Source organism: Flavobacterium aquidurense, assembly GCF_001404985.1.
GTDB classification, from domain to species: domain Bacteria; phylum Bacteroidota; class Bacteroidia; order Flavobacteriales; family Flavobacteriaceae; genus Flavobacterium; species Flavobacterium aquidurense_B.
Window position 1 is genome coordinate 387,641 of sequence record NZ_JRLF01000015.1, and the last position, 22,061, is coordinate 409,701.

The 22,061-nt window shown below is 31.0% G+C and carries 21 protein-coding genes; 8 read left to right on the plus strand and 13 right to left on the minus strand.

Annotated features, from left to right (window positions below):
* Entirely contained in the window at nt 1-192 is a 192-nt protein-coding gene (ccoS, locus tag RC62_RS20140) for a cbb3-type cytochrome oxidase assembly protein CcoS (protein WP_055098122.1), read from the minus strand.
* A gap of 118 nt (nt 193-310) precedes the next feature.
* A complete protein-coding gene (locus RC62_RS20145) occupies nt 311-2,695 on the minus strand; it encodes a heavy metal translocating P-type ATPase (protein ID WP_055098123.1) in 2,385 nt (794 codons plus the stop codon).
* A 204-nt stretch (nt 2,696-2,899) separates the two neighbouring features.
* Between RC62_RS20145 and RC62_RS20155 the strand changes: the two genes are divergently transcribed.
* The gene (locus RC62_RS20155; RefSeq protein ID WP_055098593.1) at nt 2,900-3,580 is read left to right on the plus strand and encodes a Crp/Fnr family transcriptional regulator; all 681 of its coding nucleotides are present in this window, start codon (nt 2,900-2,902) and stop codon (nt 3,578-3,580) included.
* Here the strand turns inward: RC62_RS20155 and mazG are convergent, their stop codons facing one another.
* The 4 genes from mazG to def all read right to left on the minus strand — a co-directional run bounded on the left by mazG (nt 3,581) and on the right by def (nt 6,606).
* Nucleotides 3,581-4,351, minus strand: a complete 771-nt coding sequence (gene mazG / locus RC62_RS20160) for a nucleoside triphosphate pyrophosphohydrolase (protein ID WP_055098125.1) — start codon at nt 4,349-4,351, stop codon at nt 3,581-3,583. It lies immediately after the preceding gene.
* Nucleotides 4,352-4,450: 99 nt separating this feature from the next.
* A complete protein-coding gene (locus tag RC62_RS20165) occupies nt 4,451-5,230 on the minus strand; it encodes a carbonic anhydrase (RefSeq protein WP_055098126.1) in 780 nt (259 codons plus the stop codon).
* A gap of 232 nt (nt 5,231-5,462) precedes the next feature.
* On the minus strand, nt 5,463-5,948 hold the full coding sequence (locus tag RC62_RS20170; protein ID WP_055098127.1) for a DUF5606 domain-containing protein: 486 nt from the start codon (nt 5,946-5,948) through the stop codon (nt 5,463-5,465).
* Between the two features lie 67 nt (nt 5,949-6,015).
* Nucleotides 6,016-6,606 carry a peptide deformylase gene (def, locus tag RC62_RS20175; RefSeq protein WP_055098129.1) on the minus strand — a complete coding sequence of 197 codons (591 nt, stop codon included), beginning with the start codon at nt 6,604-6,606 and terminating at the stop codon, nt 6,016-6,018.
* Nucleotides 6,607-6,807: 201 nt separating this feature from the next.
* On the opposite strand from def, the gene RC62_RS20180 reads away from it, so the two are divergent.
* On the plus strand, nt 6,808-9,030 hold the full coding sequence (locus RC62_RS20180) for an FUSC family protein (RefSeq protein WP_055098130.1): 2,223 nt from the start codon (nt 6,808-6,810) through the stop codon (nt 9,028-9,030).
* A gap of 41 nt (nt 9,031-9,071) precedes the next feature.
* Here RC62_RS20180 and RC62_RS20185 read toward each other — a convergent pair whose 3' ends face one another.
* The 4 genes from RC62_RS20185 to RC62_RS20205 form a co-directional block, all read right to left on the minus strand.
* The gene (locus tag RC62_RS20185) at nt 9,072-10,568 is read right to left on the minus strand and encodes a malate:quinone oxidoreductase (protein WP_055098131.1); all 1,497 of its coding nucleotides are present in this window, start codon (nt 10,566-10,568) and stop codon (nt 9,072-9,074) included.
* Nucleotides 10,569-10,691: 123 nt separating this feature from the next.
* The gene (gene ruvX, locus RC62_RS20190; protein ID WP_055098132.1) at nt 10,692-11,108 is read right to left on the minus strand and encodes a Holliday junction resolvase RuvX; all 417 of its coding nucleotides are present in this window, start codon (nt 11,106-11,108) and stop codon (nt 10,692-10,694) included.
* A 291-nt stretch (nt 11,109-11,399) separates the two neighbouring features.
* Entirely contained in the window at nt 11,400-11,633 is a 234-nt protein-coding gene (locus tag RC62_RS20200) for a hypothetical protein (RefSeq protein WP_055098134.1), read from the minus strand.
* Nucleotides 11,634-11,798: 165 nt separating this feature from the next.
* A complete protein-coding gene (locus tag RC62_RS20205) occupies nt 11,799-12,437 on the minus strand; it encodes a PAS domain-containing protein (RefSeq protein ID WP_055098135.1) in 639 nt (212 codons plus the stop codon).
* A gap of 283 nt (nt 12,438-12,720) precedes the next feature.
* Between RC62_RS20205 and RC62_RS20210 the strand changes: the two genes are divergently transcribed.
* A complete protein-coding gene (locus RC62_RS20210; RefSeq protein WP_055098136.1) occupies nt 12,721-13,536 on the plus strand; it encodes a 2,3,4,5-tetrahydropyridine-2,6-dicarboxylate N-succinyltransferase in 816 nt (271 codons plus the stop codon).
* A gap of 65 nt (nt 13,537-13,601) precedes the next feature.
* Here the strand turns inward: RC62_RS20210 and RC62_RS20215 are convergent, their stop codons facing one another.
* On the minus strand, nt 13,602-14,348 hold the full coding sequence (locus RC62_RS20215; RefSeq protein ID WP_055098594.1) for a glycosyltransferase family 2 protein: 747 nt from the start codon (nt 14,346-14,348) through the stop codon (nt 13,602-13,604).
* 127 nt (nt 14,349-14,475) lie between these two features.
* On the opposite strand from RC62_RS20215, the gene RC62_RS20220 reads away from it, so the two are divergent.
* On the plus strand, nt 14,476-15,540 hold the full coding sequence (locus RC62_RS20220) for a glycosyltransferase family 9 protein (protein WP_055098137.1): 1,065 nt from the start codon (nt 14,476-14,478) through the stop codon (nt 15,538-15,540).
* A gap of 158 nt (nt 15,541-15,698) precedes the next feature.
* On the opposite strand, the gene RC62_RS20225 is transcribed toward RC62_RS20220, so the two are convergent.
* On the minus strand, nt 15,699-16,463 hold the full coding sequence (locus RC62_RS20225; RefSeq protein WP_055098595.1) for a lipopolysaccharide kinase InaA family protein: 765 nt from the start codon (nt 16,461-16,463) through the stop codon (nt 15,699-15,701).
* Nucleotides 16,464-16,547: 84 nt separating this feature from the next.
* Here RC62_RS20225 and RC62_RS20230 point away from each other — a divergent pair, with 84 nt between their 5' ends.
* The 4 genes from RC62_RS20230 to RC62_RS20245 all read left to right on the plus strand — a co-directional run bounded on the left by RC62_RS20230 (nt 16,548) and on the right by RC62_RS20245 (nt 20,785).
* On the plus strand, nt 16,548-17,624 hold the full coding sequence (locus RC62_RS20230) for a glycosyltransferase family 4 protein (protein WP_055098138.1): 1,077 nt from the start codon (nt 16,548-16,550) through the stop codon (nt 17,622-17,624).
* Nucleotides 17,625-17,722: 98 nt separating this feature from the next.
* Entirely contained in the window at nt 17,723-18,679 is a 957-nt protein-coding gene (locus RC62_RS20235; RefSeq protein ID WP_055098139.1) for a hypothetical protein, read from the plus strand.
* Nucleotides 18,680-18,968: 289 nt separating this feature from the next.
* Complete coding sequence (locus tag RC62_RS20240) at nt 18,969-20,156, plus strand: acyltransferase family protein (RefSeq protein ID WP_055098140.1); 1,188 nt, start codon at nt 18,969-18,971, stop codon at nt 20,154-20,156.
* Between the two features lie 68 nt (nt 20,157-20,224).
* Nucleotides 20,225-20,785: an L-threonylcarbamoyladenylate synthase gene (locus RC62_RS20245; RefSeq protein WP_055098141.1), complete on the plus strand. Its 561-nt coding sequence runs from the start codon at nt 20,225-20,227 to the stop codon at nt 20,783-20,785.
* 95 nt (nt 20,786-20,880) lie between these two features.
* Here the strand turns inward: RC62_RS20245 and RC62_RS20250 are convergent, their stop codons facing one another.
* Nucleotides 20,881-22,005: a cysteine desulfurase family protein gene (locus RC62_RS20250; protein ID WP_055098142.1), complete on the minus strand. Its 1,125-nt coding sequence runs from the start codon at nt 22,003-22,005 to the stop codon at nt 20,881-20,883.
* Between the last annotated feature and the right edge of the window lie 56 nt (nt 22,006-22,061).

The window sequence follows — 22,061 nt, forward strand, 5'->3', positions numbered from 1 at the left end:
TTATACTTGTTTTTCTTCTGTTGTTGATTTATTATTGTGGGGAGTAATTTTTGTTTCATCATCAAAAAGCATTCTGACGGAGGGAGTATAGTCATCATCGTACTGTCCGGATTTGACAGCAATTATGAAAGCGATAAAAAAACAAATTGCGACGAAAATACTTACTGAGATTAATAGATAAATGACACTCATACCTTAAATTTATGTTAACAAAATTAGAATGTTACAGGCTTTTAAAATATGATAATTATCATGATTGAGGATATTTATTAAATATATAAAAAAATTCCTTCAAAATTATCCATAATCATTATAAACTACTCTTACTGAAATAGTTAGACATTAAGGTAACAAAGCTCACTATTGTAATGGTACTTAAAGGCATAATAATCGCTGCTACCAACGGAAGCAGGTTGCCAGTGACTGCAAATGAAAGTCCTATTATGTTATAAAGAAGTGATAAAACAAAACTCATTTTGATTATTAAAATCGATTTCTGAGATAATTTTAGAAAATAATCTAATCGCGAAAACTCTGAGGCATCTAAAATTGCGTCGCATGCAGGAGAAAAAACATTGACGTTTTCAGAGATTGAAATTCCAACATTACTTTGTGCCAAAGCACCTGCATCATTCAACCCATCACCTACCATCATTACATTTTTGCCATAATCCTGCAAGTTTTTTATAAAATCAAGTTTTTGCTCTGGCTTTTGATTAAAAATCAATTCTGTTCCTTTTGGCAATATAGCTTCAAGATTATCTCTTTCTCCGTCATTATCTCCTGAAAGTACTTTTATGGTATATCTTTTACTTAGGGTCAAAAATAACTTTTCGATACCTTCCCTATACTGATTCTGAAAAATGAATTTACCTAAATACTGATTATCAATTTTAATATGGAGTGCAGTTCTTTCAATCTCAGATTGCTCTAAAACCGGATTACCCACAAAAGCTGCTGATCCTATTTTAATAACCGTATTTTCGACAGAAGCCTGAATCCCTTTTCCTGTTATCTCCTGAAAGTCATCAATTTTTATTCTTTTAGATTCTTGTAAAAAATCATATAACATTCGGCTTAAAGGATGATTCGATCCACGTAGTACATTCTTTATCAGAATATAGTTTTCATCAGAAATTATATTTCCCTCATAGCTAATATTAGATTTTCTGTTGGTCGTAATTGTTCCGGTTTTATCAAAAACAATAGTGTCAACTTTTGCTAATTGTTCTATTACCAATGCATTTTTCAGATACATTTTTTGTTTGCCCATTATCCTTAAAATATTTCCAAAAGTAAACGGAGCTGTAAGTGCCAGTGCGCATGGACAGGCTACTATTAGAACGGCTGTAAAAACATTAAATGCTGTATTGGCATCAATAAAGATCCAATATCCAAAACCCGCAAAGGCAATCAGTAATAATATAGGGGTGAAATAATGACTTATCGCATCTGTAATCGTCTTATGTTTTTGAAGTACTTTTTTCTGGAAAATTTCATTACTCCATAACTGTGTCAGATAGCTTTGTGAAACCGAATGTAATACTTCCATTTCGATAACTTTACCAATTTGTTTTCCGCCAGCAAAAACTTTATCTCCTGATTTTTTAGTAACAGGAACTGCTTCACCGGTTACAAAACTGTAATCGATTTCGGCTTTTTCGGTTATCAAAATACCATCTACAGGAATCAGCTCCTGATTTCTAATTAATAATCTATTACCCTTTAGAACATCATAAATAGGAACACTTTCTTCTGATGCATCTGAATTTATTCTGGTGACTGCAATAGGGAAATAAGATTTAAAGTCTCTCTCAAAACTTAAGAAACTATAGGTTTTAATTTGGAACATTTTTCCAAGCAGCATGAAGAAAACTAAACCTGTTAAACTGTCAAAAAATCCTGATCCATAATTCATTACAATATCAAAAGTACTGCGAACGAACATTACTATTATTCCTAAAGCAATTGGTATATCGATATTAAGCATCTTCGATTTGATACTTTTATAGGCAGAAACATAATAACCACTTGCTGAATATAAAAAACTAGGCAAGGCTAAAACAAAAATTAAAATCCTAAAAAAAGGCTTGTAATTATCCAGCCAGAATTCTTTGATTTCGAAATATTCAGGAAAAGATAACAGCATAATATTTCCAAAACAAAAAAATGCAACTCCTAACTTATAAGTCAAAGTTCTATCTACATTTGTTTTACCCGTTTCATAATTTTCTAAACTAATATAAGGTTCATAACCTATTGAGCTTAACAGATAAACAATCGTTTTTAAGGAAACAAGATCTGAGTTAAAGGTAATTCTAACTCTCTTTTCCGGAAAATTAACTTGAGAAACACTTATTCCGGATTGAATTCTATTAAGATTTTCAAGAATCCAAATACAAGAACTACAGTGAATATGAGGAATATTCAATGACACTATCGAAGTATTACCTTCCTGAAATTCTAACAATTTAGGCAAAATAGCCTCATTATCTAAAAAGTCATATTTACCCTGAATATCTTGCGGAGTAGCACCTGGTGATTTTTCGAAATCATAGTAGCACGTTAAATCATGAAGACTAAAAATTTCGTAAACGGTTTTACATCCGGTACAACAAAACTTTTTTTCATCAAAATTGATTTCTTCATTTTTAACAATGGCCAACCCACAATGAAAACAATTCTGCTCACTCATAAATTTGTTTTTTTGATACCGCAAATGTTAAAAAAAGGAGAGATTATAAAAATGATATTTATCATATTATAACGAAATCGGATTCTAAATTTAGGCAAATAAAAAGAGGCAAACAGAAATAATAGTTTTTTTGTGTGTTTTTTTCTAAGGATAATACCTTGTATCAACTGAATAATGGTTAATTTTACATCAAATATTTTTGCCATGAATAAATGTGATCAATGCATCGTACGACAACTTTCATCTCTTAAAGCGCTTAATAAAGACGAAGTTGTAAAATTGGCGAATAGTAAAACTACCTACAAAATAAAAAAAGGCGAATCTATTTTTGAAGAAGGTGAAATCACGAATGGTGTTTTTTGCATAAAAGACGGTGTAGGAAAACTCTCTAAATTAAGCGCCAACGGAAAAGATCAGATTGTGAAATTGGTACAGTCAGGAGAACTTTTAGGACAACGTTCCATGATTAGTAATGAACCGGCAAATTTATCTGCAAAAGCGGTTGCTGATATGGAAGTTTGTTTTATTCCTAAAACTGAAATCTTGCATTTTTTCAATAACAATAATCAGTTCTCCATGAACTTAATGCAATCTGTCTGTGAAGATTTAAAAGAATCTGAAAATGACAAAATTGCTTTAGTACAAAAAACCGTAAAACAACGTTTAGCTGAAACTTTATTGCATTTGCATGACGCTTTTGGTGAAAACGATGATAAAACTTTGAAAGTTCAACTTACGAGAGAAGAATTGGCCGGAATTATAGGTACTGCTACAGAAAGTTGTATTAGACTATTATCTGATTTTAATAAATTAGATTTGATTGAATTGGTCGGTAAAAAGATCATGCTTAAAAACGTTAAGGCATTAAAAAAAATGGCCGAATAATTACAGTTTTTTAGCTTCGTTCCAGAACACATCCATTTCTGCGAGAGTCATATCCATTAATGGTTTACCGAGTTCCCCAGCTTTACTTTCCAGATATTGAAAACGCTTAATAAATTTTTTATTAGTGCGTTCTAAAGCATCTTCAGGATTTACATTTAAAAAACGGGCATAATTTATCATAGAAAATAAAACATCTCCAAATTCGGCTTCAATTTTATCCTGATTTCCGGATTGCACTTCTACTTGCAGCTCTTCTAGTTCTTCTTGTACTTTATCCCAGACCTGATGTGGTTCTTCCCAATCAAAACCTACACCTTTTACTTTATCCTGAATTCGGCTTGCTTTTACCAATGCCGGCAGACTTCTTGGAACCCCTTCCAGAACTGATTTTTTACCTTCTTTCAGTTTTAGTTTTTCCCAGTTTTGTTTTACTTCTTCTTCATCTTTAACTACGGTATCACTATAAATATGGGGATGACGATGAATTAACTTATCACAAATTTCATTACAAACATCAGCAATATCAAAATCATGGGTTTCAGAACCTATTTTTGCATAAAAAACAATATGCAGCAACAAATCTCCCAATTCTTTCTTTACTTCATTCAAATCATTATCTAATATGGCATCTCCCAATTCATAAGTTTCTTCGATTGTAAGATGTCTTAAAGTTTGTAGAGTCTGTTTTTTATCCCAAGGACATTGCTCACGAAGTTCATCCATGATAATCAATAGCCTTTCGAATGCCTTAAGTTGAAGTTCTTTGCTCATTATTTTATTTTATGAGATCAAAAATAATTTATTTTATTGATTTAAATCTATATAAATAAAAAAAGGAAGATCATTATGACCTTCCTTTCTAAAAATAAATTATATCGATTCCTTAATTATGCGCCCATTTAATTGTTGAATATTTCTGAAATTATTAACCGGCATTATTTTTCTTAGGTCTTCAATCATTTTTAAAGAGACATCTACTGAATTTTTAAAAATATACCATTGAACTCCTTCTGTACATGGTGGTGTTGTAAGCGATCCTGTATATGTATAATATGTTTGATTTTCAGGCAGAACGTTATTTAAATTAAAAACATCTTTTACTTCAATAGTTTCATTTACTTTTATTGGTAAAAATTTATCCAGAAAGTCAAAAGTCTCATTATTATCCTTACTTTCTTTTGCCATTACTGCAACTACTGCAAATTTTCCTTCCTTGTTCATATGTACCATATGAATAACCAAAGGATATCGAACTCCTCTAATAGTATGTTCTGCAGGTTCATGAAAATGAAATTGTACCAGATTATATCTATCTCCTCCCAGAATGATATAATCACCTTCTTCAAAATCAAACTGAATAGAATGCCCGTTATTTACGACATCATGTATTTTAGTTTCGTGGCTGTAATGAAAATCAATAGGTTTTAAAGTTTCATCTTTTTCAGTTTCTACAATATCTACAGGTGATTGTGCACTTCCTCCACAATCGTTCTGATCAATTTCTGACCAGTGTTCCGGTCCTGTTTCTCCATCGTAATTCCAATGTTTTTTAGGTTCGTCATTTGCTTTTTTATCGGATTTGCTGTTATCGCATCCCATAAGTATAATCATTGCGCAACCAAGCAAAATTTTTGTGATAATCTTTTTCATTTTTATGTTTAAAATTAATTTTATGAAAAATATCAATGTTATATTCCTCTTTGAATAACTAAAATAATTAGACAAGAAATAAATCCTTTAAAAGAATAAAATAAATATTTTCCTACAAAATTAATTTTTAATTTAATTTCAGCACTTAAAAAAAACATAAAATATTAAAAAAGGCAAAAAAAAATCCTGTCAAGAAACTTAACAGGATTAATATATTTGAATGCAGTAACTACTATTCTTCTTTTTTAGCTTTTGCTTTTTTAGCAGCTGGAGCTTTTTTTGGTTTTTCTTCAACAACAGCAGTTTCTTCAGTAGTTTCAGCAGCAGCCGGAGCTAAATCTGTAACCAGACCTTTCGCCTGAAGTGTGTTGTACCAGTTTAATACTTTTTTAATATCAGAAGGGTAAACTCTTTCCTCATCATAATCAGGAAGAATTTCTTTGAAATATGCTGCTAGTGTAGCGTTATCTTCTTTATGAGAAATTGCCTGACCTTTGTTTTCTTTAGCAGCAATACGTTGCATTACTTCAGTCAATGGTTTTTCTCCATCGTAAGTATAAATAGAAATCTCTGATAATAAACTTACGTTACTTTTTAAGTTAACAGTAATTTTTTTTCCGTCTGTCAATGATTCTGCCACAAAGCCTGTACGAGTTTGCACTTTCAATACATATAAACCCGGTTTCCCGGAAATGGCTAAAATTTTCTCTAAATTCATGTTTATTAAAATTAGTATTAAGAATTTGATTTATTATATTTTTATTGATCGTAATGTCTTAGATCAATTATCTCCCTTTTTTAGCAGCAGCAAATTTCATTCTATATTCCTGAAATGTTTTGCCTTCGGTAATGTTTTTTAATTTCTTTTGAATCAAACGTTTTTTCAAAGAAGATATTTTATCTGTAAATAAAACTCCTTCAATATGATCGTATTCGTGTTGAATAACCCTTGCGATTAAACCATCAAAAACCTCTGTTTTCATTACAAAATCTTCTTCGCAATATTCGATTGTCACGGTTGGTTTTCTATAAACATCTTCGCGAACATCCGGAATACTCAAGCAACCTTCGTTAAAACTCCACTCCTCACCTTCTTCTTTTAAAATCTTAGCATTGATAAAAGTTTTTTTGAAACCTTTTAAATCTTTTTGTTCTTCTGAAGGCAGATCATCATCATCACTAAAAGGAGTCGTATCAATAACAAACAAACGTATTGGTATACCCACTTGCGGTGCGGCTAATCCAACTCCGTAGGCGTTATACATGGTTTCATACATGTTTGCTATTGTTTCTTTTAAGTTTGGATACTCTGGCACAATTGCCTCACCCACTTTCCTTAAAACAGGATCACCATATCCTACAATTGGTAAAATCATTTGTATTATTTTAATGTATTATCTACTGAAACTCCTGAATTTAGTTCTCATAATTCAGCTGGCAAAAATAGTAAAAAATAGTCAATGAATAATTCTAAAGATTATATAATATCGCATTTTTTGCTTAGTCCTTAAAATCTCATCCATAATTATGCCAAATTAATTCGTACAATTCGTACTTTTGTTTGTAAACCTTACAATATGTTCGATCGTATCTCTAAATTTACTAACAGCACTTCTTTTTTAAACGCCTCCAAAGTAACTATTGCTTCTGTTGTTCCTGTTTTGGTTTTAAATTTCCTGGGACATTTTGAAATAGGTTTCACAATAGCATTAGGTGCTTTTTTTACGTATCCCAGTGATGTTCCCAGTTCATTAAGCCATAAAATAAAAGGGCTTATTGTAGCTTCATTTATTGTATCCGGAGTAAACCTGCTGGTAAATCTGGCTTATCCATATCCTTTTTTGTTTTACCCTTTTTTATTCTTTTTACTTTTTATATGTTCCATGATTTCAGTTTACGGACAACGTGCTACTCTGGTTTCATTTTCTGCTTTACTTTCTATTTCGTTATCATTTGGACATTTACATCAAGGCTGGGAGGCTTTTGAGTATTCGGGATTTATTTTTATTGGAGGTATTTTATATTTAATCGTATCTCTTGTATTTCATTTTGTACAGCCTTATAAATATGTTGAATTGCAAATTGCCGAAGGCATAAAATTAACCGCAAAATATTTAAAATTAAGAGGTGATTTATGGAGTCCTGAAGCCAATAGAAAAGCCATAATCGAAAAACAATTAAGTGTTCAGGTTGATCTCAATTTGATTCATGAAGACTTGAGAAGAATGCTCATTGGTAATCAAAATGCATCCGGAACTACAAGTCAAAACCGGAAAATGCTTCTTGTATTCATTACTTTAGTAGAGATTCAGGAACTTGCCTTATATACCTCTTTCGATCATAGTAAACTTCATGAGAAATTTGCTAAACATCCAGATGTTCTCAGAACATATCAGAATGTGGCCTATAAACTGGCTTCGACATTAAAGAAACTTTCTAAAAACGTACATAATATTAGTGTATATGTTGATAAGAATGATTTAAAAAATGAACTAGACGCTCTTGAGTTTGCTATTTTCGACTATGAAAAAACTTTAGGAAAAGACGAAGCTGCCGAAGGTGTTTTGATGCTGACAAATATGCTGAAATATGCTAAGAATCAGGTTGGAAAAATTAAAATTATCCAACGTGCTTTTTCGCTTGCCATGCAATCTTTTAAATTAAAAGATAAAGACAAAGAACTGGAGAAATTTTTAACGCCTCAATATTATCCTTTACGAACTTTAATAGAAAATCTAAGTTATTCCTCTTCTATTTTCAGACATTCGTTACGACTAACAATTACAATCCTCATTGGCTTAATTATAGGCGGATTACTAAATGTTCAAAATACGTATTGGATCTTACTAACGATTGTTGTTATAATGCGTCCCGGTTATGGCTTAACAAAAGAACGTTCTTACCATAGGATTTTTGGAACTATTTTAGGAGGAGTAATTGCATTTGGAATTGTTTTGGTTATTCAAAACCACTTTGCGCTTAGCATATTATCAATTGTGTGTATGCTACTTGGGATATCTTTTACACAAATCAATTATAAAATCAGTGCAACTTTTGTTACGATGTATGTGGTTTTTATTTATGGAATCCTGGTTCCTAATATTGTTGAGGTTATCCAGTACAGGGTTATAGATACACTTGCAGGGGCTACATTGGCTTTTTTGGCAAATCAGTTTTTATGGCCGGCTTGGGAATTTATAAATACGCCTATTCATATCGAAAATGCAATTCGTGCCAATAGAAATTATCTTAGGGAAATTGCTGATTTTTATAATAAAAAAGGAGAAATCCCAACATCATATCGATTAGCCCGAAAAAATGCTTTTGTTGAAATTGGTAATTTAATGACTTCATTTCAGCGTATGATGCAAGAACCTAAGTCAAAACAAAAGACATTACCATTGGTTAATAAACTAGTAGTTTTAAATCATTCGATCTTATCTGCATTAGCTTCTTTATCGACTTATATTCAGTCACATCAAACAACATCAGCTTCAGAATCGTTTAATTATATCATAAAAACCATACTTTCAAACTTAGATCATTCGATTTCTGTTTTACGAAATGAAGTCATCCTGACAGATACTTTTTTTGACAAAGAAGATGTCACTTTACAATTTGAAGAACTCAAACGCATCAATTTTACCCGTTTAATAAAAGATGATGAACTGGATAAGGAAACCCGTCAGGCTAAAATGCAGGAAGCCCAAATGGTGATCGAACAATTGATATGGATGAGCAATCTGGCTGAAAAGATCTTAAAAATTACGGAAGAATTTAAAGCAACAAATCCAGATTAATTCATCTGGATTTGTGTTTATTCTCTATATAAAAACTAAGCTTAATTATTTAGTTTTAAAACTTCTGCAGTATGTTTTCTAAGTTCTGCTAAAAGCTCTGGTTTGTCATTTAATGTTTGACCGTAAGACGGGATCATTGCTTTCATTTTCGCTTCCCATTCCGGTGTTTTAATCTGATTTGTAAAACATCTGCTGATCAAATCAACCATAATCGCAACTGCAGTTGATGCTCCAGGAGAAGCTCCTAATAAAACTGCCAAAGATCCGTCATGTGTATTGATAACTTCTGTACCAAATTCTAAAACTCCGCCACCATCTTCACCTTTTTTAATAACCTGAACACGCTGTCCTGCTTTCTCTAATTTCCAGTCTTTAGAACGCGCAGTTGGCAAGTATTCACGAAGTGCATTCATTCTGTCTTTTGGAGACTGACGAACCTGCTCAATTAAATATCGGGTTAATGGAATATTATGAAATCCCGCTGATAACATCGGAATCAAATTATTTGCTTTTATAGATAGTGGTAAATCCAGGTAAGATCCATTTTTTAGAAAACGGGTCGAAAATCCTGCAAAAGGACCAAAAAGCAATGCTTTTTCTCCATCAATAACACGAGTATCAATATGAGGAACTGACATTGGCGGTGCGCCAACACTTGCTTTACCGTATACTTTTGCCTGATGTTTAGCAATTACCTCAGGATTTGTACATTTTAACCATTGTCCGCTTACAGGGAAACCTCCATAACCGTTTCCTTCCGGAACATTTGCTTTTTCAAGCAAGGGTAATGAACCTCCACCGGCACCAATAAATACAAATTTAGTATAGGCTTTTCTGGTTTGACCTGATGTTAAATCGGTAATTTTTATACGCCATGATTTATCTTCACGCTGTCTTAACTTTTTAACTTCATGATTAAAGAATAAAGAAACACCATCCAGTTTTTCTAAATAATTAAACATACTTCTGGTCAAAGCTCCAAAATTCACGTCGGTTCCAATTTCCATGTGAGTTGCAGCTAATTTTTCATTATTTTCTCTGCCTTCCATAACAAGTGGCATCCATTCTTTCAGTTTTTCAAAATCAGAACTAAATTCCATTTGAGAAAAAATAGGATTGCTTTGCAAAGCTTCGAATCTCTTTTTAAGATATTCTACATTTTTATCTCCCCATACGAAACTCATGTGAGGAACACTTTTAATAAAATTATCTGGAGACGGTACTTTATTTTGTTCTACTAAATAGGACCAAAACTGTCTTGAAATCTCAAAAGATTCTGCAATACTTATTGCTTTTTTGGGATCAATAGTTCCGTCAGCCTTTTCTGGGGTGTAATTTAGCTCACAAAAAGCTGAATGTCCTGTTCCTGCATTATTCCAAGCATCAGAGCTTTCGGCTGCAGCAACATCTAATCTTTCGTAAATTTCAATTTTTATATCGGGTTGCAGCTCTTTTAAAATTAATCCAAGAGTTGCACTCATAATTCCAGCTCCAATAAGCACTACTTCACTATTGGAACGTATTGTATTGTCAGGCATAACAGTAATTTGTTTTTAAAGTGCAAAGGTACTTTTTATAATTGCAAAAAAAAACTAAAATTACATGATAAAAGTTATGTTTTTACAAAAAATAACAGACTATGAAAATGTAATGAATGAAAATTAAAAACGTTTTGAAGAAAGATAATCCTGAAGCATTATCGTAGCTGAGATTTCATCAATTAAACCTTTATTTTGACGTTGTTTTTTGCTTAATCCGCTATCGATCATGGTTTGAAATGCCATTTTCGAAGTAAAGCGTTCGTCGACACGAACTACTTTCATATCCGGAAAAATATTTGAAAAGTGTGTTACAAAACCTTTAATTATAGAAGCACTTTCTGATGGCTGACCATTCATTTGTTTAGGTTCGCCAATTAAAACAGCCTCTACTTTTTCTTTAGCAAAATAATCTTTCAAAAAATCGATTAAAGTAGTGGTAGGAATCGTCGTTAAACCTGATGCTATTATTTGCATTTCGTCTGTAACGGCAATTCCGGTGCGTTTTTGTCCGTAATCTAAAGAAAGGATTCTTGGCATTTATTTATGTTTGTAAATTATTGTAAAAAGGAATTTCTGTGTTTTAAAATACTAATAATATAAACTGTTTCGGTTTCTGATTCAACTTTTATAATTGTCGTATATCCTTTAAAAATATGGTCTCTATAAGCTTCATTTTCAAAATAAATTGATTTTAAAATGAAATGGATTAAGTAAATCCTTTTTAAGCTTTTTAAGCAAATCGTTTTTAAATTTTCTTGCGGCAATAGGTTTATCTTGTGAAATAAAATCTACTATGTCATTCAATCATAACTAAATTCAATTGTTAATTTAATCTTCATATTTTGAAATAGTATTCTCAAGTAAAATATTTAATTCTTCAAAAGTACTATATTGGGCAGTTCCGTTAGTTATTTGGTCTGCTCTTTCTTTTAAGCGTTTTTTATCTTCTTCAAAATCAGAATCCTCTTCAATTATCCTTAATTCATCTGAAGAAAACGTACTTAGTAATTGCAATACTTTTTCTTTAATCTCCGGCTGAAATTCTAATCTTATCGCTTCCATAATACTTTCATTTACATTACAAATATAAACTTTTTCAGTCTTAACTTCATAGAATTTAACTTTCTAAAAAATCTAACAAGTTTCAATTGTTGAAACGAAATATAATAAAAAATCCGTCCCGAAAATTCGAAACGGACTTATCCAAATATTCAAAACCTAAAAAACCTACCTATTAAATAATCTTCTAAAAAAACCTCTTTCTTCTTCCTCTTCTTCCTCTACTACTGCTCTTTCTTCATATTGAGCGAATTTTGCCTGTCCTTTTTCATGTTCAAAAATCAAATCCTTAATATATTCCACATATGTTTTCTTTTTTTCTTCTAAGAATCCAATAAGGTATTTTTCGCTAAATTCCATTCCGCTTGCGGCTTCAATCTGCAGTAATTTTTTATACAAAGGTTCAATATGTAATGCTATCACCTCCTGAGGAACTGCCTGACGTCTTCCAAAATAATTCACAATAACATCGTTCTCATCTCTCGAAATCTCAAAATCAGTAATCACCCAATAGTATCTGCCGGATTTCGCTAAGTTTTTTACAATAGCATGAAAATTTTTACCATTTTTAAGATTCTCCCATAATACTTTAAAAATTACTTTTGGCATATCCGGATGACGAATAATATTATGCGGCTGTCCCATTAATTCATAATCTTCATAACCTGAAACGTCTACAAAAACTTCATTGGCATATTCGATAATACCAAAAGCATTTGTTTTACTCATGATTACCTGAGTTTTGTCCCATGAGACTTCTTTATCAATAATAGTTTTTTGTCCGTGAAGTTGATTTTCCTGATTCATATCTTGCTTATGTAATTTGTTTTGGAATGGTATTTTTAATTTCCCAGATATTCTCAGAAATTAATGGTGCAAAACTAATTAGAAGAAAAAACCAAAAACCTGATTTTTGTCATATTTTGATACTTAAAAAACTTTTAGAGGAGTTTTTAGTAAATAAAATCATGTAAAGCGATTAAATTTATTTATCAAATTATAAACAAAAAGTTAAATATGTAACATTTTCAAAAGCGTTTACCTTTTCGGATTTGCCTAAATACGCTATCTTTGCCAAAAATTAAAACTTATGAATTCTTTACAGACTATAATTGAACAAGCTTGGGAAAACAGAGCTTTATTACAAGAAACTACTACAACTGATGCTATTAGAGAAGTTATCGAATTAGTTGATGCAGGAAAATTGCGTTGTGCTGAACCAGTTGGTGACAAATGGCAAGTAAACGAATGGGTTAAGAAAGCAGTTGTAATGTATTTCCCGATTCAAAAAATGGAAACATGGGAATCTGGTATTTTCGAATATCACGATAAAATGTTGCTAAAAAGAGGTTATGCTGAAAAAGGAATTCGTGTAGTACCAAATGCTGTTGCACGTTACGGAGCTTATATTTCAAGCGGTGTAATTTTGATGCCAAGTTATGTAAATATTGGTGCTTATGTAGACGAAGGAACTATGGTTGATACCTGGGCAACTGTTGGTAGTTGTGCACAAATTGGTAAAAATGTACACTTAAGTGGTGGTGTTGGTATTGGTGGGGTTTTAGAGCCTTTGCAAGCTGCTCCGGTAATTATTGAAGATGGTGCTTTTATTGGTTCTCGTTGTATTGTTGTAGAAGGAGTTCATGTTGGTAAAGAAGCTGTTCTTGGTGCAAATGTTTGTTTGACGGCTTCAACAAAAATTATCGATGTTACGGGTGATGAACCTATTGAAATGAAAGGTTTTGTTCCTGCTCGTTCAGTAGTAATTCCTGGAAGCTATACTAAAAAGTTCGCTGCAGGTGAATTCCAGGTACCATGTGCTTTAATAATTGGTACTCGTAAACCATCTACAGATTTAAAAACATCATTAAACAATGCGCTTCGTGAATATGATGTAGCGGTTTAATTTTATAAAACAAATAAAAAAATCCAAATTTCAATTATAATGATTGAAATTTGGATTTTTTGTGTTTATTGCTTTTTCTGAAGTTTTAAAAGCTTTGCATATTTCATATAAGAAAAGAAACTCTGAATCATTGCTATCGATAATCCGTCTACTCCGTTAAAAACACCTTTCTTAAAAAAGTAACAGCGAATAAAAGCAACTGTTCCGTTAAGAATTGGTTTAAAAGCATTTATTCTTTTTCCCTGATCAAATAATTGTTGGGCATGCCAACCTGAATATTGATTTTTTTTTGCAATAATCTGATCTAAAGATTCCCAGCCATAATGCAATATATGTACAGCAACTTTTTTCTCGTTCTGAGTTATTATTTTCTGATGTACTATTGATTCTGAAGGATGTGCGGTTTGTTTATTAAAAAAACGAACTTTATGATCCGGATACCATCCTGAAAAATCAATTAGTTTATCTGCCAGAAAGTTTTTAACCCTGAAACTAAAAGCGTCATGGTTTCCTTCTAAATATTTTTTCTTTAAAATAAAATCCTCAGCATCTTTATCCAGGAATTCATCGGCATCAAGATTTAAAATCCAGTCATTTTTGCAATATGGCAAACCGTGTGTTCTTTGAGGTCCATCTCCTAAAAAGGCTTGCTGGATCACTATAGCACCTTTTTCTTTGGCAATTTCAACTGTACGATCTTTACTAAAAGAATCCACTATGATTACTTCATCACAAACTTTTAATAAAGCATCAATGCATTTTCCTATGTTTTTTTCTTCATTGAAAGTAATAACCAGACCACTAATTTCCATTGCAAAATTTAATTTATTAGCTACAAAAATATAACTTTTTTGTTTTAGTTTAATCTTAATATCATCATACGGTTGCACACTTGATAAAATAGTTTGTAATTTAGCCTTAAATTGAATTTAAAAATAAATGAGGATATTAGTCATTCAGCAAAAAAGAATTGGAGATGTATTAACAAGTACAATAATTTGCAACAACTTAAAAACAAAGTTTCCGGATGCCGTGATAGATTATATGTGCTATCCAAATTCTGTTGATGTACTAAAAGAGAATCCAAATATTGACAATATAATCCCATTATCTAATAAGGTAAGAAAATCAATCCCTTCGTTATTTAAATTTATTTTTCAGATCCGAAGAAAAAAATATAATGCCGTTATTGATGTCTATTCTAAGCTGGAAACCAATTTGATTACCTTATTTTCAGGAGCAAAATATAAAGTTTCATATCATAAATGGTATACTAAAATATTCTATAATTATACCTACGAACGTTTTGATGCCATAGCATCTGAACACGGATTAGCCATTGAGAACAGGTTACTACTCTTAAAACCCTTTATATCTGAAAAAATTACAGATGTAAAACCTAAGATCTTTTTAAAAGAATCTGAAATCAATGAAGCCAGACAACTTCTAAAAAATCACAATATCAGCAATGAAAAACCACTGATTATGTTTGGAATTTTAGGGAGTGAAGTCTACAAAACATATCCTTTAGAGGGAATGGCAAAAATTATAGATTTTACAGTCGCAAAAACTAACGCTACAATTATCTTTAATTATATCCCGGACCAAAAAGAACAAGCTCTGGAAGTTTATAATTATTGTAGCGAAGAAACAAAAAAACATATTGTAATTGATTTGTATTGCACTGAATTAAGATCTTTTTTAGCATTACTTTCTCAATGCGAAATGCTGATTGGTAATGAAGGCGGCGCTGTAAATATGGCAAAAGCACTTGAGATTCCAACTTTCTCGATATTTACACCTTCTGTTAGAAAAGAAACCTGGCAGTTATTTGAAAATGAAGCTAAAAATGATTCTATTCATTTAAAAGATTTAAAACCTGAAATATACGAGCAACACACGGAACAATACATTAAAGAACATACACTTGAGTATTATGCTGAATATCCTTTGCCTCTAATGCTCGAAAAATTAGAAGCTTATTTTCAGGAATACAAGAATTAAATTTAAAATACAGGCAGAATAAATGGTTTACGAAAAATTAATCGAGAACTAAAAGAATGCTCAAGATATATTAAACAAAAAAGGACCGAAACTTCATATAAGATGTTTCGGTCCTTTTTTTATATTTATACTTGCTCTTTTTATCAAAACTTAACTAATTACTTTTTCCAGAATTTAAGTTTCTTTTTCAGACGTTTTTTTCTATAAAACTGTTCCTGAAATTCAGCTGTATATTTCCACAAGGTATCAAATGTTTTTTGTTCGGATTCGCTGTATAATTTAGCATATTCATTACTCATAGTCGCTACCATTTCTTTTAAAGGAGTTAAGCGACACAAATTCTTCATTCGCATTTCGAAAGTCATTGATTCATGAAATTCCATTCGGTTTAAATCAACCAGAAAAAAAGAATAATTTCCATCTAAATTCTTTTTGATCAACGTATTTCCGGGTGAATGATCCAGAAACTCTATTCCTTTTTCATGTAAATCAAAACTAAATCTGGTAAACTGTCTCAATATATTTTCACGATCCGGATAATCCGGAATTTCTACCAGTTCTCTAAAAGTAAGTTCCGTAACTAAATGTTCACTTACATAATAACTGTCTCTTAATCCAAGCCAGTTAAAATTTTCAAGAAAAGCAATTGGCTGAGGCGTTCCTACACCTTTATTTAATAAAATTGTAGCATACTCAAAAGAACGCCTTGCTTTTGATTTTCGAAAATATTTGTAAGCAATTTTATTTATGAGATTTGGAATTTTAAAAGACTTGATATTAATTGTTTTGTCCTTTAAATCAAATAATTTTATAATATTACGTTGTCCGTTACCAAAAAGAATTCCTTTGTTGCTAAATGCATTAATAGTATCAAGTATTGATGTAGTCTCTGTAGTAAAAATGGGATTTACTTTAAAATTCATGGGAATATCTTTATAAACAACAAAAATACACATACAATTTAAGACTTCAAATTAATATTGTATTTTCGTCAAAAATTAAATCAAATGGCATATCAAAAAAGTGTTTTTTTAGAAACTCATAATATCAATAACAGAGCTGGCGGTTTGGGAACTTTTAATTATGAACTAATTAAAGGTTTATCTGAATTGGAATTTGATGATCTTAAATTAACATTAAATGCCTCTGATATAAAACTTCTTGAGAGTGAATTTGGTAAAAAATTCAACTATAATAAATACAGTAGTCTTTCGAGAATGAAATTTTTTAGAATTCGTAAGAAATACGATTTATGGCATTCTGTAAATCAAAATATAAAGGTTGAACCTTATACTTGCAAAAAATATTTATTGACGATTCATGATGTAAATTTTACTGAGGAAGTATCTGCAGATATAAACCATAAAAGAAATAAACTTTTTTTAGAGAAACTGAATAAAGCAACGGCAATCACTTATATATCAGAATTTTCAAAAAAACAAACTCATCAATATTTTGATGTACCAAATGTTCCGGAATATGTTATCTATAACGGAAATCCGATTACAAGCTTAATTGACACGTCGTCATATGTTGCTGATGTTCCGGTTGACAAACCGTTTTTTTATACTATAGGTGATTTTATTGAGAGAAAAAATTATGAGTCTATTATCAATATGATGAAAGTGATAAAAGACTACAATTTGATTATCTCTGGTAATAATAACAAAAAATATGGTGAAGAGATAAAAAAGCTAATAAACGATAATGGATTATCAAATCAGGTTTTTTTAACGGGAAAAGTGACAAATGAAGGCAAACAGTTTTTCATGAAAAACTGCACTGCATTTCTTTTTCCTTCTATTAGAGAAGGATTTGGTTTACCGCCAATTGAAGCAATGAGTTTTGGAAAACCAACTTTTTTGTCTGATAAAACTTCATTACCTGAAATTGGAGGAAATGCCGCAAAATATTGGTCTAATTTTGATCCTGAATATATGAAAACGGTATTATTTGAAGGATTAAACCATTTTGAGAATAATAAACAGGAATGTGAAACAATCTTTAAGGAAAGAGCTGCAAGTTTTAATTGGAAAACTGCCGCGGCTGAATATTTAGAAGTCTATAGAAATATTTTAAAATAACACTTCATATTCTAATAAAATTACGCCAATCTATAAACATCCGGATCATTAAATTTATAATTTAATGCTTTTCAAATCATTACAACACAATACAAATTATGCATATAACCCTGGTAAGTCTCGATAATTTAGGCATGAATGCCTATATTGCCGCAACTCTTGAAAAACAAGGACATGTTGTACATCATATTAATTTTAGAGATTATAAGTACAAATACCCTTCTGTATTTCACAAAGCCTATAATTTTATTTTAAAAGCTTTTTTTAAAACAAATTTAAAGCACCAGCATCACGGGAAAGAAATAATAAAGGAATTACAAAAAAACACTCAAATTCAGGATGTAATCCTTACCATCAAAGGTGATTTTATTGATCCTAAAAGCATATTAGAATTTAGAAAATATGCTAAAAAAACAATCGGTTTTTTTAATGATAATATCTATCGCTGCCCTAACATAAAACGAGTTATTCCTTCTTTTGATGAAGTGTATTCATTTGAGAAAGAAGATTGTGAAAAATTTGATCTTAAATTTGCTCCCAATTGGATCTACACCAATAATAATGAAATCACAGACAAAAGCAATTTTGAGTATTATGTTTTTACTATTGGTTCAATCGATAATAGATTGCCAATCCTGGAACGAATAGCGGAAGAATTAAAATCGAAACAAATCAATTTTAAGTTTATTACGTATTCAAAAAAACATAAACCTAGGGATGGTGCCATAACTTACATCAATAAGTTTATACCATTATCAGAAGTAGATCAATATATAAGCCGCTCAAAAGTTTTGTTAGACATTAACAGAGCCGGGCAGATTGGCTTGACTTTTAGGGTTTTTGAAAGTTTAGGCTTAGAAAAAAAGCTTATTACAACAAACTCAGATATTAAAAATTATGACTTTTACAATCCTAATAATATTTTAATAATCGACGAAAAAAATCCTGTTATTCCTGCAGATTTTTTCCAAAACGACTACGAAAAAATACCGGATTCTATTTTTAACAAATACACTTTAGAAGGCTGGGTCGACAATGTTATATTCAAAAAATAACCTTTAGAAAAAGCCATAAAAAATCAAAATCTTCAAAAAAATCAATAAATAATCTGATTTTTTTGAAGATTTTTTTCATAATAACATCAACTTAATAAAATCAATACCCTGATTACGAGGTGTTTACAATTTTATGATTTTCTTAATGAAATTTTCACGATAAGAAATATAAATTTTACAATATTATTCTTTCAATTGTAATACATCATTCAGTATGTTTGCAAAAAAATAAATACCACCTGCTTACTTTACAAACACTGTACTTTGGTGCTATTCAATATTGTATTCAATGAATTTCACCATTAGTGTATTTTTACTTCCTATATTAGTTGTTCTAATTGTATCTGTTTTGCTTGTAAACAAAATTGTAAAAACAGATTTAACTGAGATTCGTTATCCGGAAATTGACGGATTAAGAGGTTATTTAGCATTTTTTGTTTTTCTGCATCATAGTTATATCTGGCAGGTATTTTTAAAAACTGAAAACTGGGAGGATCCAAAGTCTAATTTATTCAATCAATTTGGCGAAACAACGGTTGTATTCTTTTTTATCATAACAGCTTTTTTATTTATTTCTAAATTAATCCATAATAAAACAGGAGAAATTGATTGGTCAGATTATCTTAAATCCAGATTTTTCAGGCTTTTCCCAATGTACATATTCTCTGTAATTATTATTTTTATTTTAGTTGCCTGTTTAACTCAATTTACAATACGCGTACCTTTTATTGAAAACTTAAAAAGTGTATTCTCCTGGATATTCTTTAACGTAAGCAAGAACAACTCAAACTTAAACGGATTAGAAGATACTTTTATTCTAAATTCCGGAATAACCTGGACATTACCTTATGAATGGACTTTTTATTTTTTATTACCACTTATAGCATTATGGTTTAAGATAAAAGTAAACTTAAAAGCAGTATTAGGTTTTACGGCTGCAGCGGCAGTAATCATGATTATAAACAAATCCTCTTTAAGACATTTCATGCCATTTGTGGGCGGTATTGTTGTTGCATTCTTAATTAATACCAAAAAATTTGAGACTTTGAAGCAAAAAAAGTATACTGTTTTAGCCATCGTTTTATTGGCTCTTTCTGTATATTTCTTTAATGGCGGAAGAAAACCAATTCAGATTATTATATCGTCGATTGTATTCTTGATTATTGCATCAGGAAACAACTTTTTTGGTATTTTATCAAGCGCATTTTCACGCAAATTTGGACAAATAACCTATAGTTTATATTTGCTACACGGTATTTTACTATTCATTATATTCTATTTTGTCATTGGTTTTGAACGAGCAAAAATGTTAACCAATGTTGAGTTTTGGCTGATAATTACAGCATCAATTTTTCCTCTTATACTAATTTGCCAACTTACTTTCAAGTATATCGAATTGCCATTAATGGCACTTTCGAAGAAAGATAAAGTCAATAAAATTATAGCAATTAATTATTCTGCTAAGTCAGGAAAATAATTCATCATCTTTTATTTATACCTTTGCATCTTAATTTAGCATGCAAAAACAAGTATATAATTTACAGAATGAACGAAGAAATAATAAAAGCATACGAGGTAATCAAAGAGGGCGGAATCATTCTTTATCCTACTGATACTGTTTGGGGAATTGGCTGTGACGCTACAAATCCTGAAGCTGTAGCCAAAATATACAAACTTAAGCAGCGCGCAGAAACGCAAAGTATGATTGTATTGATGAATGGGGAGAAAATGATGTATAATGTGTTTAAAAACATCCCTGAAGTAGCCTGGCAAATTTTAGATTTATCCGAAAAACCAACAACTTTAATCCTCGATGAACCCAGAAATGTGGCGCCAAATATTATTGCTGCAGACAATTCATTGGGAATTCGCGTGGTAAAGGAGCCATTTTGTTTTAAATTATTAGAGCGAATGAAAAAACCTTTAGTTTCTACATCTGCAAATATTTCGGGACAGCCTACTCCTATTGCTTTTAAAGATATTAATCCTGAAATCGTTAAAGGAGTTGATTACGTGGTTAATCTGTATCACGATAAAGTAGCTGGAAAACCATCAACTATTATAAAATTGACAAAAGATTCACAGGTAAAAGTGATTCGAAAGTAGTTTAGATTGCAGATTTTAGATTATAGATTATTTAAAATCTGCAAAAAAAACTTAATAAATTAGTCCCGAAGCTTCGGGATATCAATCTAGAAACTTTAAATAGCTTTCAAACTTTCGATCAGCCAATCAATATCTTCTTTTGTATTGTAATGACTGAATGAGATTCGAAGATTTGGCAGTTTTAAATCTGTTTCAGAGAGCATTTCTTTTAAAACGTGAGAAGGTTTGATACTTCCGGATTGACAAGCACTTCCTCTTGAAACAGCAATTCCTTTCATATCCAGACTAAACAAAAGCATCGAAGTTTTATCTGCAGAAAAAGGTAAAATGATGTTGATAATATTATAAAAATCATCTTTTTTTCCATTGATCCTAAAGCCTGGAAAATGGTTTTCTAACTGCTCAATCAGATACATTTTTAACTCAGATATATAAGTTCTTTCATGATCTAAATTCTCATAAGAAAGCGATAAAGCCTTTGCCATTCCCGCAATTTGATGTACTGCTTCTGTCCCTGCACGAAGTCCTTTTTCTTGCTCTCCTCCAAAAATAAGAGGCTGTAAACCTGAATTTTTTCGAATAAAAACAAACCCAACTCCTTTTGGGCCATGAAATTTATGAGCACTTGCCACTATAAAATCAACCGGAATTTTTTGCAAATCAATCTCTGTTTTACCCACAGATTGTACCGTATCTGAATGAAATAAAACATTGTATTGCTTGCAAATCACACCAACCCTATCCAGATCCAGGATAGTTCCTGTTTCATTGTTTACATGCATTAAACTTACAATAGTCTTTTTTTCCTGAGCCAATAAATTCGACAGATGCGTTAAATCAATACTTCCGTCCGGATTTATATTGACATAATCTACCTGAATATTATACTCCGCTTCTAATACTAATACAGTATGTAAAACGGCATGATGTTCAATTTTAGAGGTAATTATACGTTCTATTTTAAGGTCTTCGACTGCGGAACGCAGAATCCAATTATCCGCTTCAGTTCCACCTGAAGTAAAAATAATTTCTTGTGCAGAACAATTTAAATGTTTGGCAATACTTTTTCTGGAAAGCTCTAAAATAGTCTTTCCGTTTCTTCCAAAACTGTGAGTAGAAGAGGGATTACCAAAATCTTCTGCCATAACTTTAGTCATTTCCTGAATTACTTCAGGACGCATAGCAGTTGTAGAGGCGTTATCGAGGTATACTTTTTTCATTGTTGCAAAGTTATGAAATATCAATTGTCTAATCTTAAATATCATTTGCGAATTTT

Coding starts and splice junctions, on each gene's coding strand:
- RC62_RS20165 (WP_055098126.1), bottom strand. CDS start 5,230: ATGAAAAAGATTATCACAAAAATTTTGCTTGGTTGCGCAATGATTATA.
- ruvX (WP_055098132.1), bottom strand. CDS start 11,108: ATGCCAAGAATCCTTTCTTTAGATTACGGACAAAAACGCACCGGAATT.
- RC62_RS20145 (WP_055098123.1), bottom strand. CDS start 2,695: ATGAGTGAGCAGAATTGTTTTCATTGTGGGTTGGCCATTGTTAAAAAT.
- RC62_RS20240 (WP_055098140.1), top strand. CDS start 18,969: ATGAATTTCACCATTAGTGTATTTTTACTTCCTATATTAGTTGTTCTA.
- RC62_RS20210 (WP_055098136.1), top strand. CDS start 12,721: ATGAATTCTTTACAGACTATAATTGAACAAGCTTGGGAAAACAGAGCT.
- RC62_RS20215 (WP_055098594.1), bottom strand. CDS start 14,348: ATGGAAATTAGTGGTCTGGTTATTACTTTCAATGAAGAAAAAAACATA.
- RC62_RS20200 (WP_055098134.1), bottom strand. CDS start 11,633: ATGGAAGCGATAAGATTAGAATTTCAGCCGGAGATTAAAGAAAAAGTA.
- RC62_RS20180 (WP_055098130.1), top strand. CDS start 6,808: ATGTTCGATCGTATCTCTAAATTTACTAACAGCACTTCTTTTTTAAAC.
- RC62_RS20230 (WP_055098138.1), top strand. CDS start 16,548: ATGGCATATCAAAAAAGTGTTTTTTTAGAAACTCATAATATCAATAAC.
- RC62_RS20245 (WP_055098141.1), top strand. CDS start 20,225: ATGAACGAAGAAATAATAAAAGCATACGAGGTAATCAAAGAGGGCGGA.
- RC62_RS20235 (WP_055098139.1), top strand. CDS start 17,723: ATGCATATAACCCTGGTAAGTCTCGATAATTTAGGCATGAATGCCTAT.
- mazG (WP_055098125.1), bottom strand. CDS start 4,351: ATGAGCAAAGAACTTCAACTTAAGGCATTCGAAAGGCTATTGATTATC.
- RC62_RS20250 (WP_055098142.1), bottom strand. CDS start 22,005: ATGAAAAAAGTATACCTCGATAACGCCTCTACAACTGCTATGCGTCCT.
- RC62_RS20170 (WP_055098127.1), bottom strand. CDS start 5,948: ATGAATTTAGAGAAAATTTTAGCCATTTCCGGGAAACCGGGTTTATAT.
- ccoS (WP_055098122.1), bottom strand. CDS start 192: ATGAGTGTCATTTATCTATTAATCTCAGTAAGTATTTTCGTCGCAATT.
- RC62_RS20220 (WP_055098137.1), top strand. CDS start 14,476: ATGAGGATATTAGTCATTCAGCAAAAAAGAATTGGAGATGTATTAACA.
- RC62_RS20155 (WP_055098593.1), top strand. CDS start 2,900: ATGAATAAATGTGATCAATGCATCGTACGACAACTTTCATCTCTTAAA.
- RC62_RS20185 (WP_055098131.1), bottom strand. CDS start 10,568: ATGCCTGACAATACAATACGTTCCAATAGTGAAGTAGTGCTTATTGGA.
- RC62_RS20225 (WP_055098595.1), bottom strand. CDS start 16,463: ATGAATTTTAAAGTAAATCCCATTTTTACTACAGAGACTACATCAATA.
- RC62_RS20205 (WP_055098135.1), bottom strand. CDS start 12,437: ATGAATCAGGAAAATCAACTTCACGGACAAAAAACTATTATTGATAAA.
- def (WP_055098129.1), bottom strand. CDS start 6,606: ATGATTTTACCAATTGTAGGATATGGTGATCCTGTTTTAAGGAAAGTG.